Source organism: Calothrix anomala FACHB-343 (genome assembly GCF_014696435.1).
In the GTDB taxonomy this organism is placed as follows: domain Bacteria; phylum Cyanobacteriota; class Cyanobacteriia; order Cyanobacteriales; family Nostocaceae; genus Aulosira; species Aulosira anomala_A.
In genome coordinates, this window is the sequence record NZ_JACJQG010000014.1 from 96,243 (window position 1) to 112,551 (window position 16,309).

At 42.9% G+C, this 16,309-nt stretch carries 17 protein-coding genes; 10 read left to right on the top strand and 7 right to left on the bottom strand.

The genetic code is table 11. From position 1 onward, the window contains the following. Positions 1–171: 171 nt before the first annotated feature. From H6G08_RS10345 to H6G08_RS10355, 3 genes are all read right to left on the bottom strand, one after another. Complete coding sequence (locus tag H6G08_RS10345) at positions 172–2,109, bottom strand: N-acetylmuramoyl-L-alanine amidase (RefSeq protein WP_190541345.1); 1,938 nt, start codon at positions 2,107–2,109, stop codon at positions 172–174. Between the two features lie 719 nt (positions 2,110–2,828). Then, entirely contained in the window at positions 2,829–4,670 is a 1,842-nt protein-coding gene (locus H6G08_RS10350) for an N-acetylmuramoyl-L-alanine amidase (RefSeq protein WP_190541348.1), read from the bottom strand. Between the two features lie 604 nt (positions 4,671–5,274). Further along, positions 5,275–6,717 carry a cation:proton antiporter gene (locus H6G08_RS10355; protein ID WP_190541351.1) on the bottom strand — a complete coding sequence of 481 codons (1,443 nt, stop codon included), beginning with the start codon at positions 6,715–6,717 and terminating at the stop codon, positions 5,275–5,277. 185 nt (positions 6,718–6,902) lie between these two features. Between H6G08_RS10355 and H6G08_RS38110 the strand changes: the two genes are divergently transcribed. Then, on the top strand, positions 6,903–7,031 hold the full coding sequence (locus tag H6G08_RS38110) for a hypothetical protein (RefSeq protein ID WP_277877811.1): 129 nt from the start codon (positions 6,903–6,905) through the stop codon (positions 7,029–7,031). 97 nt (positions 7,032–7,128) lie between these two features. Further along, positions 7,129–7,878 (top strand): SIMPL domain-containing protein, encoded by a 750-nt coding sequence (locus H6G08_RS10360; protein WP_190541354.1) that lies wholly within the window; start codon positions 7,129–7,131, stop codon positions 7,876–7,878. 93 nt (positions 7,879–7,971) lie between these two features. Here the strand turns inward: H6G08_RS10360 and H6G08_RS10365 are convergent, their stop codons facing one another. Continuing rightward, positions 7,972–8,334, bottom strand: coding sequence for a single-stranded DNA-binding protein (locus H6G08_RS10365; RefSeq protein WP_096645017.1), 363 nt, complete (start codon positions 8,332–8,334; stop codon positions 7,972–7,974). Between the two features lie 368 nt (positions 8,335–8,702). On the opposite strand from H6G08_RS10365, the gene H6G08_RS10370 reads away from it, so the two are divergent. The 4 genes from H6G08_RS10370 (at position 8,703) to H6G08_RS10385 (ending at position 11,834) form a co-directional block, all read left to right on the top strand. Then, positions 8,703–9,710: a rod shape-determining protein gene (locus H6G08_RS10370; RefSeq protein ID WP_096645016.1), complete on the top strand. Its 1,008-nt coding sequence runs from the start codon at positions 8,703–8,705 to the stop codon at positions 9,708–9,710. Positions 9,711–9,841: 131 nt separating this feature from the next. Then, complete coding sequence (gene mreC / locus H6G08_RS10375) at positions 9,842–10,660, top strand: rod shape-determining protein MreC (protein ID WP_190541357.1); 819 nt, start codon at positions 9,842–9,844, stop codon at positions 10,658–10,660. Between the two features lie 24 nt (positions 10,661–10,684). Beyond that, positions 10,685–11,305 (top strand): rod shape-determining protein MreD, encoded by a 621-nt coding sequence (gene mreD / locus H6G08_RS10380; RefSeq protein WP_190541360.1) that lies wholly within the window; start codon positions 10,685–10,687, stop codon positions 11,303–11,305. A 139-nt stretch (positions 11,306–11,444) separates the two neighbouring features. Continuing rightward, complete coding sequence (locus tag H6G08_RS10385) at positions 11,445–11,834, top strand: nuclear transport factor 2 family protein (protein ID WP_190541364.1); 390 nt, start codon at positions 11,445–11,447, stop codon at positions 11,832–11,834. A 9-nt stretch (positions 11,835–11,843) separates the two neighbouring features. Here H6G08_RS10385 and H6G08_RS10390 read toward each other — a convergent pair whose 3' ends face one another. Continuing rightward, complete coding sequence (locus H6G08_RS10390) at positions 11,844–12,335, bottom strand: cupin domain-containing protein (RefSeq protein ID WP_242046118.1); 492 nt, start codon at positions 12,333–12,335, stop codon at positions 11,844–11,846. A gap of 87 nt (positions 12,336–12,422) precedes the next feature. On the opposite strand from H6G08_RS10390, the gene H6G08_RS10395 reads away from it, so the two are divergent. Next, positions 12,423–12,770 (top strand): winged helix-turn-helix transcriptional regulator, encoded by a 348-nt coding sequence (locus H6G08_RS10395; protein WP_190541367.1) that lies wholly within the window; start codon positions 12,423–12,425, stop codon positions 12,768–12,770. Positions 12,771–12,945: 175 nt separating this feature from the next. Here the strand turns inward: H6G08_RS10395 and H6G08_RS10400 are convergent, their stop codons facing one another. Both H6G08_RS10400 and H6G08_RS10405 read right to left on the bottom strand, forming a co-directional pair. Then, entirely contained in the window at positions 12,946–13,104 is a 159-nt protein-coding gene (locus tag H6G08_RS10400) for a DUF8639 family protein (RefSeq protein WP_521165942.1), read from the bottom strand. A gap of 264 nt (positions 13,105–13,368) precedes the next feature. Continuing rightward, positions 13,369–13,536 carry an NblA/ycf18 family protein gene (locus H6G08_RS10405; protein WP_096647804.1) on the bottom strand — a complete coding sequence of 56 codons (168 nt, stop codon included), beginning with the start codon at positions 13,534–13,536 and terminating at the stop codon, positions 13,369–13,371. 266 nt (positions 13,537–13,802) lie between these two features. Here H6G08_RS10405 and H6G08_RS10410 point away from each other — a divergent pair, with 266 nt between their 5' ends. The 3 genes from H6G08_RS10410 (at position 13,803) to H6G08_RS10420 (ending at position 16,193) form a co-directional block, all read left to right on the top strand. Beyond that, a complete protein-coding gene (locus tag H6G08_RS10410; RefSeq protein WP_190541374.1) occupies positions 13,803–14,432 on the top strand; it encodes a phycobiliprotein lyase in 630 nt (209 codons plus the stop codon). Beyond that, positions 14,389–14,988 (top strand): hypothetical protein, encoded by a 600-nt coding sequence (locus tag H6G08_RS10415; RefSeq protein WP_199322472.1) that lies wholly within the window; start codon positions 14,389–14,391, stop codon positions 14,986–14,988. The genes H6G08_RS10410 and H6G08_RS10415 overlap by 44 nt, the downstream gene beginning before the upstream one ends. A 464-nt stretch (positions 14,989–15,452) precedes the next feature. Next, positions 15,453–16,193 carry a phycobilisome rod-core linker polypeptide gene (locus H6G08_RS10420; protein WP_190541377.1) on the top strand — a complete coding sequence of 247 codons (741 nt, stop codon included), beginning with the start codon at positions 15,453–15,455 and terminating at the stop codon, positions 16,191–16,193. Positions 16,194–16,309: the final 116 nt, after the last annotated feature.

The following is a 16,309-nucleotide window of genomic DNA, read 5'->3' on the forward strand; positions in this document are numbered from 1 at the left end:
ATACTGGAATAGTTGGTATCAAATACTATAATAACATCAAGCAGTCCTAGATGGTTACTGAGCCTGTCGAAGTCAGGACGGGGCTTGTATCCCATTTTTTTGGTCATTGGTCATTGGTGAGAGAGAATATCCGTAAACCCGCCAATACAGTTATTCTCTTCTCTCGTCCAGTTATATCCGTTTGAGGTACCTGAGAATACCATTGGCGATCGCTTCAGCCATGCGACTTTGGTATGCTGGATTACCTAATCTCGGATTGTCTTCTCGACCAGTCATATAGCCAGTTTCTACCAAAATTGAGGGCATAGAGCTTTTTCTGAGGACGTAAAATCTGGCTTTACGGGTTCCTCGGTCTTTGATGGTACTAATATTATTCAGAATTGAATTGCGGACTGTTTCGGCTAAAGCATAACCACTGTCGTAATAATATACTTCTAGACCATTGACATCAGAGCGTTTATCTACAGAATTGGCGTGAATGCTGACAAACGCAGTCGCATTGACTCGCTCGGCTATATCTACCCTTCCCTGAAGTTCGACAAAAAAGTCAGCATCTCTGGTGAGGACGACTTGTACGCCATTGCGTTCTAAAATTCTCGCAACTTGAATTCCAATCGGTAAAACTACATCTTTTTCTAACAACCCACCTAAACCGGGTGCGCCGGAGTCTTTACCGCCATGTCCAGGATCAATTACTACTAATAATTTACCTCTGGGTACTGTTGGGCTGGGGACTGGCTGGGATACAGTTGGCGGATTATCTGTGACGGGGTCTGGTAATTGTCCTTGATTTGGTAGTGGTAGTGGCGGTAAAACTACAGGGGGAGTTCTAGGCGCTGTGACTGAACGAGATCGTTGTAATTGTAGAGCTATCAGCTGACTACCAACTTGGTTGAGTTCGCCAATTTGTACCCCAGCTGCTGGTTGAACGTAAACAACTACAGTATTCGCTTCTTGGGGTTGGACTCTCACCCTCAGAATGGGGCTATTAGCGTCTAAGGCAGGCCCGGTGACTCTGGGAGACAATTTAGCATTGTTAATGGTGATGCGAAATAGACCACTCGTTCTATCCCATCCACCTGTAGCTGATAACTGTTGGTCAGCACGAATCAATAGTTGAGTCCCATTTCCACCGAGTTCGATGGCTTGAATTGTGGCTGGAGAGTCGGTATTAGAATTTACAGGTGCTGGATTATTATTTCCTGGTAATCGCACCACACCACTGTTGGGTAAAAGCACAAAACCGCCCATAGTACTGCTAATAGCGCGCCAATCGGGGCTATTGCTGTCTACCCGCATGGTCATACGTACTACTGGGGGTTGCGATGGTAATTGGCTAAAAATAATCCGATTGACACCATAGCGGTTAATCAAGACATCGCGCTGCTCTAGTTGTGGGGATAAAGAAGCGCCTGTAATATCAACATTAATGGCTTTGCGATCGCTTGTGCGATTGACTTGAATTTTCGGGGTATCGCCGCTAGTGCGGATGAAAAATCCATCACCAGTCACCCGTAAGTTCTCAATTTGCGTCGCCCCAGTAGCTGTGTTAACTGCGGTGCGGTCATTGATAGGGGTAATTGGCCCGGTTTTAACTACGTTGTTATAAACATTAGTTGATGGATTAGTTGGTGGGATTGGCGATGTATTAGAAGGAACTACCACCCCTGATGAGTCTGGTTGCGGCCTGTTAGCGTCAGCTAAGACTGCTACCTGCTCAGGTTTGGGGTTAGGTAATTTTACTGTCCAACGGCTGGCGCTAAGACCTGTAAATTTTACCTGTTCCGGGTCTATGGTATAACCGGGAGCCAGTTCGACCACAATGCGGGTGGTTTCTGGGTCAAATTGACCGACACGCACGGACTGAATCGCACCACCTACAGGCTGAGTGACTTGGGGACGCCCAAATACAGTTTGTGGTAAATCAATTACCAAGCGAGTGGGGTTGAAGATCAGCTGTGCTTTAGGTTGTACCCCACCTGCAGTGTTGATTTCTAATACATTTTGATTAGCGTCAAAACGCCAAGATTCTAGTCTCGCTGCAAAAACTGGCGACGACAATATGAGGATAGTTCCAAAAGTACCGGGTAGTAACCAGTGTAATTTCACAATTTTTTCTCCTAATTCGTATTTATGGGAGCCTTTCGGCTATTAAAATGTCGTTTGTTCCTCACACCGTCACCGCCCACACTAGAGATGGAATGCAGCAAAACATTTCTCGCTGGGATTAAAGACACAGCTAATGGCGAAGCATTGTAACATATCTTTGTAATTCTGCCATGCTGCTAGCATTGCTAATTTTTAGCCAAGAAATTGTCAAGGTACACCAGAAAAAAGATAACTAAAGTTAAGCTGATGTAATCAATCCAAAATTGCTGTTAATTTGTTTTGATTGTTAGTAGTTAATGCACCGATTGTAAAAATAGAACTATTATCAAATAGGCTTTTCAGGTTGGTGACAGCTACTCTTTCAATATTGAGAAAAATATTTATGAATAGGTGTGCCTAGCAGTACATAAGAGATTAATTTCCTGGGAAATAGAGGCGGTATTTTATAATTTTTTTTTGCAGCAATAATGTTTAGGGGCATTGGGCATTGGGCATTGGGCATTGAGAAGGGGAAGGGGAAGGAAGACAAGGAAGACAAGGGAAGGAAGAATAAAGACAATTAATGGTACAGACAAGGGTTATCGCGTCTCTCACAAATGACAAATGACAAATGACTATTGACATTTTATTGAGTAATTTACTGATGATTGGATGACCCTGATGTGAGAGAAAATAAGTAACCTTTAAGTGAAATTACCCAAAAGTTACTACTTATTTTCTTATCTTTGTCGTAAGTACTGGAGAATACCGCGAGCGATCGCTTCTGCCATTTGATTTTGATAACTTGAAGTTTTTAAATTGGCAACATCTTCCCGACCCGTTAAATAGCCGGTTTCTACCAAAATCGAGGGCATAGAACTTTTTCTCAGCACATAAAATCTGGCTCGTCTGACTCTGCGATCTCGGACATTCACGCTTTGGAGAATGCTGTTATGAACCGCGCGAGCTAAACCTAAACCGTTGTCGTAGTAGTAGGTTTCTAAACCACTAACTTCAGGACGCCCCAATCCTACTGAGTTAGCATGAATACTCACAAATACACTGGCGTTGGCTCTCTCTGCCATTTCTACCCGCCCTGGTAGGCTGACAAAATAGTCAGAGTTTCTTGTCATAATCACTTGCACGCCATTTTGTTGCAAGATTTCTGCTACTCTTCTACCAATGGGTAGGATAATATCCTTCTCTCGCACTCCACCAATCCCAATTGCTCCTGGGTCTTTACCACCGTGACCTGGGTCAATAACCACTACAGCTCGTCCAATGTTTGGGGGACGGGAGCCTGGCTGAGGTGCGGGTGGCGGATTAGGAATGCTGGGATCTGGTAATGTGTTCCCAGGTGATGGTAAGGGTGGTAACCCTATAGGCGGTCTCACTTGGGAAGAACGCTGTAATTGCAGTGCCAAAAACCCGTTATTTTGGTTGAGTTCGCCAATTCGCACTCCCGCAGCAGGTTGAATTAGAACAACTACAGTATTCGATTCCTGGGGTTGCACTCTCACCCGTAACACTGGGCTATTAGCATTTAATGTCGGCCCGGTGACTCTAGGAGATAATTTGGCATTATTAATGGTGATACGAAACAGACCACTGGTTCTATCCCACCCAGATGTGGCTGATAGAGGCTGATCGGCGCGAATCAACAGTTGGCTACCATCGCCACCGAGTTCGATGGCTTGAATTGTTGCCTGAGAATCGGTATTAGAATTTACTGGAGGTTGATTATTTTCCGGTAATCTTACTATACCCTTATTGGGCAGAACCACAAACCCGCCCACGCTGCTGCCGCTTGCTCGCCAATCAGGACTATTACTGTCTACCCGCATGGTCATGCGTACCACAGGCGGTTGTGATTGCAATTGGCTAAAGGTAATGCGATTGACACCATAGCGGTTAATTAAGACATCCCGCTGCTCTAGTTTGGGAGATAAAGCTGCGCCGGAGATGTCGATATTAATTGCTTGGCGATCGCTTGTGCGATTAACTTGAATTTTTGGGTTACCACCGCTAGTGCGAATGAAAAACCCATCACCTGTCACTCGTAAGTTCTCAATTTGAGTTATCCCAGTAGCAGTGTTGACAACTGGAGAAAATTCCGGTCTAGGTCTATTACCCGGATCGGTTGTCACAGCGTTGTAAACATTATTATTGGGCGTAGGTGATTTAACTACTTCTAATCTAGGTAATTGCACTAGCCAGCGACTAGCGCTAATACCCGTAAATTTTACCTTCTGGGGGTCTATGGTATAACCAGGAGTGATTTCAATTACTATGCGGGTTGTTTCGGAGTCAAATTGACCCACACGAATCGACCGAATCGCCCCACCTACTGTTTGGGTTACCTGGGGACGCCCAAATACAGTTTGTGGTAAATCAATCACCAAACGAGTGGGATTGAAGATTAGTTGTGCTTTTGGCTGGACACCACCAGCCGTATTAATTTCTAGTTGATTTTGGTCGCTATCAAAACGCCAAGATTCTAGCCTTGCTGCTAAGGTTGGTGACGATAGCAAGCAGATAGTCCCCAAAGTACTAGGTAGTAACCAGTGTAGTTTTACAGCCATTTCTCCTAATTCGCATTCATGGGAATAGTCAATATTTCAAGATATTGGCAAATTGTCACACTTTCACCACCAAAATTTAGCTGTTGTTGCCTGATGAAACTTGAGCGCCACAAGCACAACATAGATAACAATGTATAAGTTTACACGTTTATTGCGCTTCTCTTGTCATTTGTTAGAGACGCGATAACCCTTGTCTGTACAATCGTCAGTTGTCAGGAAACGCCATGAATATATTCTCTTGGTTCAGGCAAGAAAAAACTGAATTTTTCAGGCGGGTGCTGGGTAATCCCTAATTGCGCGAAACTTAACGGAAGTGGCGAGAGAAAATCGGAACAACCTGGAAACCGATCGCATTCCGAAGGTTGATTGTCATCATAAAAAACTAAAATTGACAATCTTAGGGGACGGCGTCAGCGAGTGAGAAGTTTCCTAGTATCGCCGCTAAATCCCTAGATACTTCGGAGAATACTGACACAGAATGCTCAACAACCAACCTATTAGCGATCGCAATTAGTAACTGAGTTCTGAGCAAGAATGATTCAGAACTCAGTCTTAATCTACCTTCAGGTAAAATCAACAGGGGGTTTCTACCCAAGGCAGATCGTTAACTTTCACGTAAATCAGTTTCTGACTCCAGCAACGCAGGTTTTTCTATAGTTAAAGATGGCGCAGCACCATCTAAAATTAGTTTTTCTGAGTCTGTTGCTGTGTCTGTGTCTGGAAAGACAAACCGTAACAAGGGAGGCGCTAAAAAGGTTGTCAAGATTACCATCATGATAATTGCTGCACCTAGCGGTTTAGAGAGGACGCCACTAGCCGCACCAACACCAGCAAATACTAATCCGACTTCACCCCTGGGAATCATCCCCACACCAATTGCCAACCTGTTGATTTGTGGTTGACCAAACACCGTTAAGCCCGTAATCACTTTACCGATAATGGCGACTAAAATCAGGAAAGTTGCCATCACCAAACCTTCACGATTGCTAGGAATGGCTGGGTTTAATACGCTTAAATCTGTTTTTGCCCCAACGACAACAAAGAAAATGGGGACTAACATATCAGCGACAGGAATCACTTGCTTTTGCAGTTCTTTGCGCTTATCTGTTTCTTCCAAAACCAAACCAGCCGCAAAAGCACCGAGAATTGCTTCTAATTGAATCACAGCCGCCAGATATGCCATCACAAAGGCAAAGATAAATGCTGGGATAATCAATTCACCTCTGGTTTTGAGGCGATCGACAATGGCGACAAAAGACTTGTTAAAAAAATTACCCAGTAGGATCGCACCCAGTAAAAAAGCAGTGGCACAGATAATGAGATAAATGACTTTAGTTACATCTACTTCACCATCTTTCGCTAAACTCGCCACCACTGCTAACACAATAATTCCCAGTACGTCATCAATTACCGCCGCACCAAGAATAATCTGTCCTTCTTTAGAATTGAGACGACCAATTTCTGAAAGTACCTTGGAAGTAATACCAATACTCGTAGCTGTTAAAGCCGCCCCAGCAAAAATTGCTGGTACAGCACCCACACCAAACAAAGTCATTAATCCAACAGTACCTGCAGCAAAGGGTGCTACTACCCCTACTATCGCCACAATAGTAGCTTGGATACCAACTGCCATTAAATCTTTTAAGTTGGACTCCAAGCCAATTTCAAATAGCAGGATGATCACGCCCAATTCTGCTAAAACCGAAATTACCTCTGATTGCGCTGTAAACACGCTATCAGCCGCTTGTGGGCTTAATCCAGCAGTGCTTTGCAAGAAAGAAATAATTAACGAACTAGAACTATCTGTACCAGCTTCAGGAAATACCAAAAGGTGTAAGACAGAAATACCAACGATTACACCACCAACGAGTTCGCCTAAAACAGGCGGTAAACCAACTCGATTGGATAACTCCCCACCAACTTTGCTAGCGAGGTAGATGACTACTAAGCTCAATAGTACTGCTGCGACTACCATTGAGCTATCTGCTGTTTCTGTTGTGCTTGCCAGCAGAGGAAAAGAGTAGTTGACTGCATTTAAAAGCTGCATTGGTTCTGTAATAATCCTTCTCTTTAATTTTTACCCTTTTATCGAAAGTAACTTTTTGCAGATTTTCGCTAAATTGGCATGAAATTGAGATATTAATTGGTGTTATTTGTCAACCGCATCAGACATTGCCAAGCTAAATGCAGATATTTCCCACCTAATAACCTATGCCCAATGCCCCATGCCCCATGCCCAATTTTTTAGTTTCCAAAAATGTAACCATCCCAATTTTTGACTTGAGCAATGTCACAGTAGGAATACACAAATCGTATCTATTCAATTGGTGTCAATTCGGGAGAATTGTGCAAATCTCTTGATGGCGGTTAACTATTAACAGTTGACCGTTCAATGACAATTGCTTAGATATACCATGACCAACATCTCTAATTAATTATTCCGAGGAGTGTACATCTTATGTCTAGAGCCGCTTTATCCGGTTCCCAATTTCGTATTGGCAAATTTTGGCAAACTTTACCTTTAGCAATGCTTGTCTGTGTAACTTTTATGCAGCCTGGATTGGCACAAGAAAAGGAAAAATTATGGCGCACACTGACTGTTAGCGGTAGGGGTATGGAATCAATTCCGACTACTTTATCTTTAGTCAGTTTGGGTGTAGAAATTCAAGGTAAAACAGCCCAAGAGGTACAAGAAGAAGCCGCCCGTCGGTCAGCAGCAGTGGTAGCTTTACTTAAGAGTCGGAATGTAGAAAAGTTGCAAACTACAGGTATCCGCTTGAATCCAGTTTATAGTTATACGAATAATGTGCAGCGAATTACTGGCTATGCGGCTAGCAATATTGTCAGTTTTCGGATTGCTACAGATAAAGCGGGTACATTATTAGACGATGCGGTAAAGGCTGGAGCAACACAAATTAATGGTATTAGTTTTGTTGCTACTGATGAAGCGATCGCAACTGCTCAAAAGCAAGCACTTAAAGAAGCCACCCAAGATGCCCAAGCTCAAGCTCAAGCTGTGTTTAGTAGCTTAGGTTTGAATTCTAAGGAAGTGGTAAGTATTCAAATCAACGGTGCTAGCGCCCCACCACCTTCACCTGTATTAATGCGTTCTGAAGCTTTCAAAGCTAATAGTGCAGATGTCTCTACCCCCATCATTGGCGGCGAACAGCAAGTAGAAGCATCGGTAACTTTGCAAATTAGTTATTAGTCAATAGTCCAAAGTCAATAGTCAATAGTCAATAGTCAATAGCATGAGACTGTTGACTGTTGACTGTTGACTGTTGACTGTTGACTAAAATATTTAGAAATTTTCTGGCGAAAAATCTCCTCCGCCCCCTTCATTATCGCGCTTGGAACCTAATAATTCTAGCTGGTCTACTCGAATGACGGGCATAGAACGGCTGGCTCCGGTTTGGCGATCGCTCCATGTGTCAAACTTGAGGGAGCCTTTAATGCCAATTAAGCTACCTTTGCGTACATAATTACCCGCAATTTCTGCTGTTTTATCCCATAATTCTAAGGTGAACCAATCAGGCTCATCTCGATTTCGCGATCGCCGATTTACTGCTAGTGTCAATCTACACTTCACACTACCTGACTCAAAATATTTAATATCTGGATCGCCGCCTACACGACCAACAAGGGTGACAATATTAATACTCATGGTTTCACCTTTCAGTACATACGTACTTATTTATCTTGAATTCCATCATAGCGAATTGTGAAACTATTGAAAATATGTTAAAGATTTAGCAATAAAGTTGTATCGAAAAATGATACAAAATACTAGGGATAAAGTAGAAAACTATACGGATATATTGTTGAACTCAAAGAAGATCGAAAAATATTAGGCTGACAGCCAGTGAAGATTCTCAAAAAATATCCAAAAAAATATCTATCTTTACTGGACTAAGGATCAAAAACGTAATAGAATCCAGCACGATTAACTCTAACCGTCGTAGTCATCAAGTATCGCAAATAGGGGGCGTAGGACGCGTGGGTCTTTTCAGGAACTTTCGCTCATCGTGGGATATGGGTATCGACCTCGGTACTGCTAATACCCTCGTTTATGTATCAGGTAAAGGTATTGTACTCCAAGAACCTTCGGTAGTAGCTATCGATCAAAACGAAAAGATTGCACTAGCTGTGGGTGAAGATGCTAAAAAAATGCTCGGTAGGACACCAGGAAATGTGGTTGCTCTTCGTCCTTTGCGGGATGGGGTAATCGCTGACTTTGACACAGCCGAGCTGATGTTAAAGAGTTTTATTCAACGTGTTAATGAAGGTAGGTCATTGATTCTACCACGAATTGTCATTGGTATTCCCAGTGGTGTCACAGGGGTAGAAAGAAGAGCTGTCATGGATGCAGCTTCCCAAGCTGGAGCCAGAGAAGTTTATTTAATTGATGAACCAGTCGCTGCAGCTATTGGTGCAGGACTACCAGTAGCCGAACCAACTGGTAACATGATCATCGATATTGGTGGTGGTACTACAGAAGTTGCAGTACTCAGTCTCCAGGGTACAGTACTGAGCGAGTCAGTCAGAATTGCAGGCGATGAACTCACAGAAGCAATTCTGCAATATATGAAAAAGGTTCATAACTTAGTAATTGGGGAACGGACTGCTGAGGACATCAAAATTCGCATTGGTTCTGCCTATCCCACCAATGACGATAATGATTCCATGATGGAAGTCCGGGGCTTACATTTACTTTCTGGTCTACCACGTACTGTGACAATTAAAGGCCCGGAAATTCGTGAAAGTATGCTTGAACCGCTATCAGTAATTATTGAAGCGGTGAAACGCACATTAGAACGGACACCTCCCGAACTAGCAGCAGATATTATTGACCGGGGTATTATGCTGGCTGGTGGTGGTGCTTTACTCAAAGGCATAGATACGCTGATTAGTCATGAGACAGGTATCGTCACACATATCGCTGCCGATCCTTTATGTTGTGTGGTTTTGGGAACAGGTCGTGTTTTGGAAAACTTCAAGCAACTGGAACGGGTATTTAGCGGTCGTTCTCGGAATATGTAGCAAAAATATCAGATATTGAATTCAAAATATTGAGAATTCAATATCTGATATTGGGTTTTATATAGATACAACTAAATAAAACTGAAAATTTCTCAAATTATATAAACATATAAAAATTAAGGTATGGATAGATGGTGTTACTACGTCGTTGGTGGGATCGCAAAAGTTTACAACTAGGATTAGTTGCTTTGGCATTAGGTAGCGCTTGGGTATTACGGGAAACCCAAGGTGCTTTACTCCTGGAGATGTACCAAGTAATTACTCGTCCAGCACAAATGTTACAAGCCGGGCCAACCCCTGAAGAACGCCTCAGAGATGCCCGTTCATTAGAGTTGCAAGCGCGAATCGTAGATTTAGAAAGCCAAAACAAAAAGTTACAAAACTTGTTGGGTTATGTCACCAAAGAACCAGTGGCATCACGCCCAATTCCCGCGCGGGTATTAGGACGTAGCGCCGATCATTGGTGGCAGCAAATTACCCTAGATCGGGGTAGTAATTCGGGAATTCAAGAAGGCTTTATTGTCAAAGCAGAAGGTGGCTTAGTCGGTTTAGTAGAAACTGTTACGCCTAATACTAGCCGGGTGTTACTGATCAGCGATCTCAAGAGTCAAGTGGGTGTAACAATTAGCCGGACATCGGCTAAAGGCGTTTTGCGCGGCGATTCTTCAGCTGAGGCTGTGTTGGAATTTTATGAAAAAGTTCCCAATGTTAAGGTGGGTGATTTTGTCTCTACATCAACCTACAGTCAAAGGTATCCTTCTGGTGTAGCTGTAGGAAGAATTAAGTCTCTAGATTTAAAGAAACTGCCTGCATCAATTGCCAAAGTAGAACTTTTCCCGCCAATTAGGTCGTTAGATTGGGTAGCTGTCTACCCCAAACCAGAAGAACCGATTCCAGAAACAGAAAATTCCCAACCGCCAACTAACCCACAACCGCAAAAGTCGAATTAAATTCCCCCCAAGTCTTGTAACACCATGAAGATCCCTGTATTGACTGGTCGCCGCCCAAAAAAATCAAAATCACCTGCGCGGAGAAAATCGCGAATTCAAATCCCGCCGATCGCGCGTTGGCATCCGCGTACTCGTCAGTTTGTGGATTGGGGGGTGACAGTTGGATCTGTGTTGTTATGTTTGTTAATGTTGCCGACTCGCTTACCAGGGATGGAGTTATTGGGGATCGGGCCTAATTGGTTGTTAATTTGGGTGGTAGCTTGGAGTGTAAAACGCCCTGTATGGTCTGGGTTATTAGCAGGTATAGTTATGGGCTTACTTCAAGACGCTATGACCTCGCCTCACCCTACCCATGCTTTATCTCTGGGGATTGTGGGCATGTTGACGAGTTTGCTGCAAAAGCAGCGTTTCATTGAGGAAGACTTTATTTCCATCGCTTTAATTGTGTTTGCAATGGCGTTTATCTGCGAGACTATTTTTGGTTTGGAATTGACTTGGGCAGGCGATCGCAAAGCTGAATATATTTGGACATATTATCAGCGTGTTGCCCTAGCTTCTGCCATTCTCAGCAGTTTGTGGGCACCTGTAGTTTATTATCCGCTTAATCGTTGGTGGCAAGAAATGAAGTTATTTGAGCAATCTTGAAATTGCCTGATTCAAGGACAAAACAAAGCCTGCAGAAGCGGGCTATTTTTATGTATATTCAAAAAGAACTGGTATAAGTTGTTAATACTTATTTTTGAATTTTGAATTTTGAATTTTGAATTGTTAATCAGGAAGGCTTATGGAGGGGATCAAAATTCAGCAGATTGCCCAGCAAGCATTTGACTACCTGGCTCAAGGATGGGCAACAGGGAATTTTCAACCCTTTATTGAGATGCTGGCAGATGAGGTGATATTCTGGCTACCGGTTGGTCAGCAGCGAAATACACCTTTTGGTTATGAGGATAAGCAGCAGCTAATTGCCAGATTCCAGGCGCGTGCAGAAAGGGGCGATCGCCTAATTTTTAGTCCACCCAAAAATATTATCAGTAATGATACTAGTGTGATAGTTGAGTTTGAAACTCAGGGAACTATTCGCAATCAGCCGTTTACAGGAAATAATGTTATTTCCTTCGATATTCAAGATGACAAAATAACTGGTATCCGCGAGTATTTTGGCGAAATAGATTAAGCGCTATAGTTAAATCTGCTGCTTACCAAGCCAAGTAACTTTTTTACTTACACCAAAGCCATCTTCAATGGTGTGGTCTTCAAAAGAACCTACTCGTGATTGAATCACAATCCAGCATAAATCCTCTGTATCTGAGGTATTTCGCAGACATCTCTCGCCTTCCGGATCTACTCGCACAACAGTTCCTTCTCCCAGTGGAAAGACAAAATCATCAACTTGAAACTCGCCTTCCCCGCGAATAAAGATGTAAATTTCTTCATTTAAGCGATGCTTGTGATAAAAAAGCACTGATTTGTTGGGTGCGAGGTTATTGACCGAAATTTCCGCACTAGTGAGAGCGAGAATCTGCTTGAGAAATACCTTACCCTCTGCTTTGATGGGGATTTTTGGTGTTTCAAAAGTAAATTGCCGTAATTGCGAAAATAATCCTAAATCAGTCACAGCAAAGTTTTCGCCAGTTCTAGCAGTTGGTGGAACTTGGGTCATTGTTGTCTCTTTCATTTTTTTAACTTTTAACTTGCAATTTGCAAGCTAATATAGCAAAACTTACTTGTAAAATGCAAGTAAGTAGTAAATATAGTTTTAGCAATGTCTCAAGCTCACCGTTCACCTTGCCCAATTGCTTGTTCGCTGGATTTAATAGGCGATCGCTGGACGCTGCTAATTATTAGAGACATGCTATTCTTTAAAAAACAACGATTTGACGAGTTTTTGGAGTCTCCTGAAGGTATTTCTACTAATATTTTGACAAATCGCCTAAAATTTCTGGAAGAAGCCGGTTTAATAGAGAAACAACCATACAGCAACCATCCTCGGCGGATGAACTATCAATTAACCGAGCGAGGAAAAAGCCTTCGTCCTGTACTGAAAACCATGATTGCTTGGGGACTGAAGCATATTCCGGATACCAAGATTCCTGATGATGAGCAGGGTTAGCAGCAGAGGGGGAGAATAAAGTTTTCACAAATTTTGGCGAGCGATCGCAGATATTATGAAGAAATTGGAAAGCGCGATCGCTGTTTTTCTCGGTAACTCCGGAGTGTTTGTTTTGTCCAGCGTTTAAAGGCACGATGAAAAGCGCTAGGTTCAGAAAATCCTATTGACCGATGAATCAATAGTCACTGTCAGCCACACAAATTCCCTTACATTTAATGCCATTTGTCGCTGTACGCAAACAATGGGGACAAAGAATTTTTTCGGTTTCGGGTACGAGATTGGCGGTGGTGCTTGTTTGTGGTTTGTCTTTATCGGTTTGAAGGCTCACGGTTATCGAGGTTAGTTAACTAAGTACAGCTTTGCATAAAATCCTGGCTGATTGCGGGGGGAATTTTCAACGCAAAAGGGTGCAAAAGTAGGCGCAGAGGTACGCAGAGAATGAGCTACGAATTAATTAATTGTTGTATTAAGTAAGCTGGAAATCTTTACCAATGACGCCACTTGCTTCAAGCCGGGGAACCCGTCCAACGCAGTGGCTCACAAATGACTAAGGACAAATGACAGCCTCAGCCAGTTATCTTTGATTTCGCCGAGCTACTTAAGACTGCTTGAGAAGATGCTTAATCATATTGTCTTTGACCATTAACTGCCGTAATACTTCTAAAAGCAATTTTTGTGATTCTTCCTGGCTTAATGCTTTAATCTGTTCTTCGTAAACTTTGAGGTTGAATTTCTGTTCTAAGTTAAGGTCTATCGGCATATCCATAGGTTTGACTCTCTGGTGTGTCGAAATATGAGTTTGATTATTCTGCTGCAAATTAAGTTAACAAAAGTTACATGGTCTTGACAAGTGGGTAGTTTTAGACGTTAGCGAATAAACGAATTGGTCAGAGACGCGATGAATCGCGTCTGTACAATTGTCAATGCCCCATGCCCCATGCCCAAAATCTCTAACTCAGGATGGCTCTAGCAGTTTTATAATTAACTATGATTGGGTTGCTCAACTTGTTGTTTGGAGTTAGCGTTTGATTTATGGATGCAATGGAGTTTTTTCAACTAAGTACAGGTAAGTGGCGATCGCAGCGCACGACTCACCACTTAGCCTTTAAGCGTTCTGAAGCTGGGGAATCTAATATCTTGGTTGAAGCGCTGGGAGCCGATCATCCAAAAGTGATTGAAATTTGCGAACTTCATCAAGTTGACCCCAAATTGGCTATCGGTGGTGCTTTTGTATCTTGGCACGGTGCAATGGGCTGGGATCGGGAAGATGAAAACCATGAAGGTTCGACTGTCTTCTCGCTGATTCCTGATGCCGATAACCCCCGTCAAGGTTCGCTGTTGCGGGAACGGGGTTATGCGGAAATCGTTCCTATAGCTGGGCGTTATGAAATGGATGATGAGGACGCTTTAGTTCTGATCACCGAGTACGAAACCATGAGTTCCATTGAGAGATTCTGGTTTGTTAGCCCTAGCATCCGGATGCGTACCAGTACAGTCAAAAGATTTGGTGGTTTTAGCACCGCTACCTTCTGTACAGAGTTCCGAGTAGGAGATGTTTCAGATACCTCTAATTCCGATGAGGCTGATCTCTCAAACCAGAACCCCGAACAGATAAGCAATGCGACCGAATCCACAGAATACTTCTCACTCTTTGGTTGGTAAATTAATCATCACCACCAGTACCGATCCATTTACGCGAGGGCTAGATTATCTTTATGGAGTGAGGAGTCTAGCTCTCGATGCAGAGATGATTGATGTGGTTTTTGATATGGAAAACCGCAAACCTCTGTGCATGTGGATTGGCGAGCATATTGAAGCGGTGAACGCAAAACTCGAAAACTATCTTCAGGCTTGCCACGATTGTTTTCATCCTTGGGAACAACCTGCGATTCAAATCTTTGCAGCGCCAATTGCGCAGTCTTTTGGTCTTGATGGCTTGTGCAATCTGCAAACAAATCCGATTACCATCCTAATTGATGTGGGAAGAGTAATACCAGCTGACTGGCTGCTCTTAGTTGTCCATGAATATGCCCATGCTCATGCGGGTTCCCCAGGACACCACGAAAAATATGCGCGATCGCTCTCTCACCTCTGCTTGGGATTGGGGATTGCGCCCCCTGAATCTATTCAGGAATCTCAGCTGCGATTTTATCCTGATTACCGCCCCACTCAGAATCCCCTAGCTTTTTGGCGGGGAGAATCAGCAGTTAGTTATTAGGGACTTCCAAGTAAAAAAATATTCCATTGCTATTTTTGTACGGGCGGGTTTAACCGACATATCTGTTAGGAGCGTGAATATCTCACAAAACCCGCCCCTACAGACTGTTCACAGTTAACAGTCAACGGTCAACAGTCAAAGACTTGAACGGAATAATTTATTTTTTGGAGTTCCCTTAACAGTAGCGCTTCAGTTGATAAAAGTCAGACTGTTTGTAGCATTCCAGATTAATTACGAATTATGAACCACAAATTACCAATTATTCTGGATTGTTAAGAAATACTGCTTTCTCCCGCAATTTGAAAGGTGAATTTCTGACACAGGCTTATTCTGTATTTTGAGATTCCGAATCTGGATAGCAGTTAAATGACTGCGAATTAGAAGCTGTGGCGGTTGGGTGCGACTAACTCGACTCACCAAAGCCGGAATTTTGCATGTCAGCTTACAGCATAGAGGTATTTATCATGTCAATTCCTTTGTTGGAGTATGCTCCCTCATCTCAAAACCAGCGTGTTACTGGCTTTGAGATCCCTGGTGACGAACAGCCCAGAATTTACACAACAGATAACCTGCTGTCAGCTACAGAAATGGATGTTTTGATTTTGGCAGCTTATCGCCAAATTTTCCACGAACAGCAGATGCTGTCTAGCAATCGTCAAATCTTCCTAGAATCTCAACTGAAAGCAGGACAAATTACAGTTAAAGAGTTTATTCGCGGATTAGTTTTATCTGATTCGTTTCGGCGGTTGAATTACGATGCTAACAATAATTACCGTTTTGTCGAACTCTGTGTACAACGGGTTTTAGGACGGAGAATTTATAGCGATCGCGAAAAACTCGCTTTTTCTATTGTGCTGGCGACTAAAGGAATAGTCGGCTTTGTTCAAGAGTTGCTCAACAGCGACGAATATCTGGAAAACTTTGGCGATAATACAGTTCCTTACCAACGCCGGCGGGTTTTACCCCAGCGTTCTCAAGGCGAATTACCTTTTGAGAGAATGGCGCGTTATGGTGCTGATTATCGCGATAAGTTACCACTTGTAACCGTCGGATATAAGCCTGTTCAAAGATTGACTTTACAAACCTTCTTACGCAGTCCTAACAGAGATTTGGTTTTATTAACCATAGGTTCTGGAGCATCTTTGATCCTGGCTCTATCTTTACTCACCTTATTTGGTTTATTCCCCCAACTTTTCCCCTACTAAGCAATTCGCTAGTATTTGACGACAATAATCTTGCTGAATTTGTAGTGAGGACTTTAGTTTTGAATCGGACTAAAGTCCTCACTACAAACTTTTAATTATTTATCCAAATTTTAAAA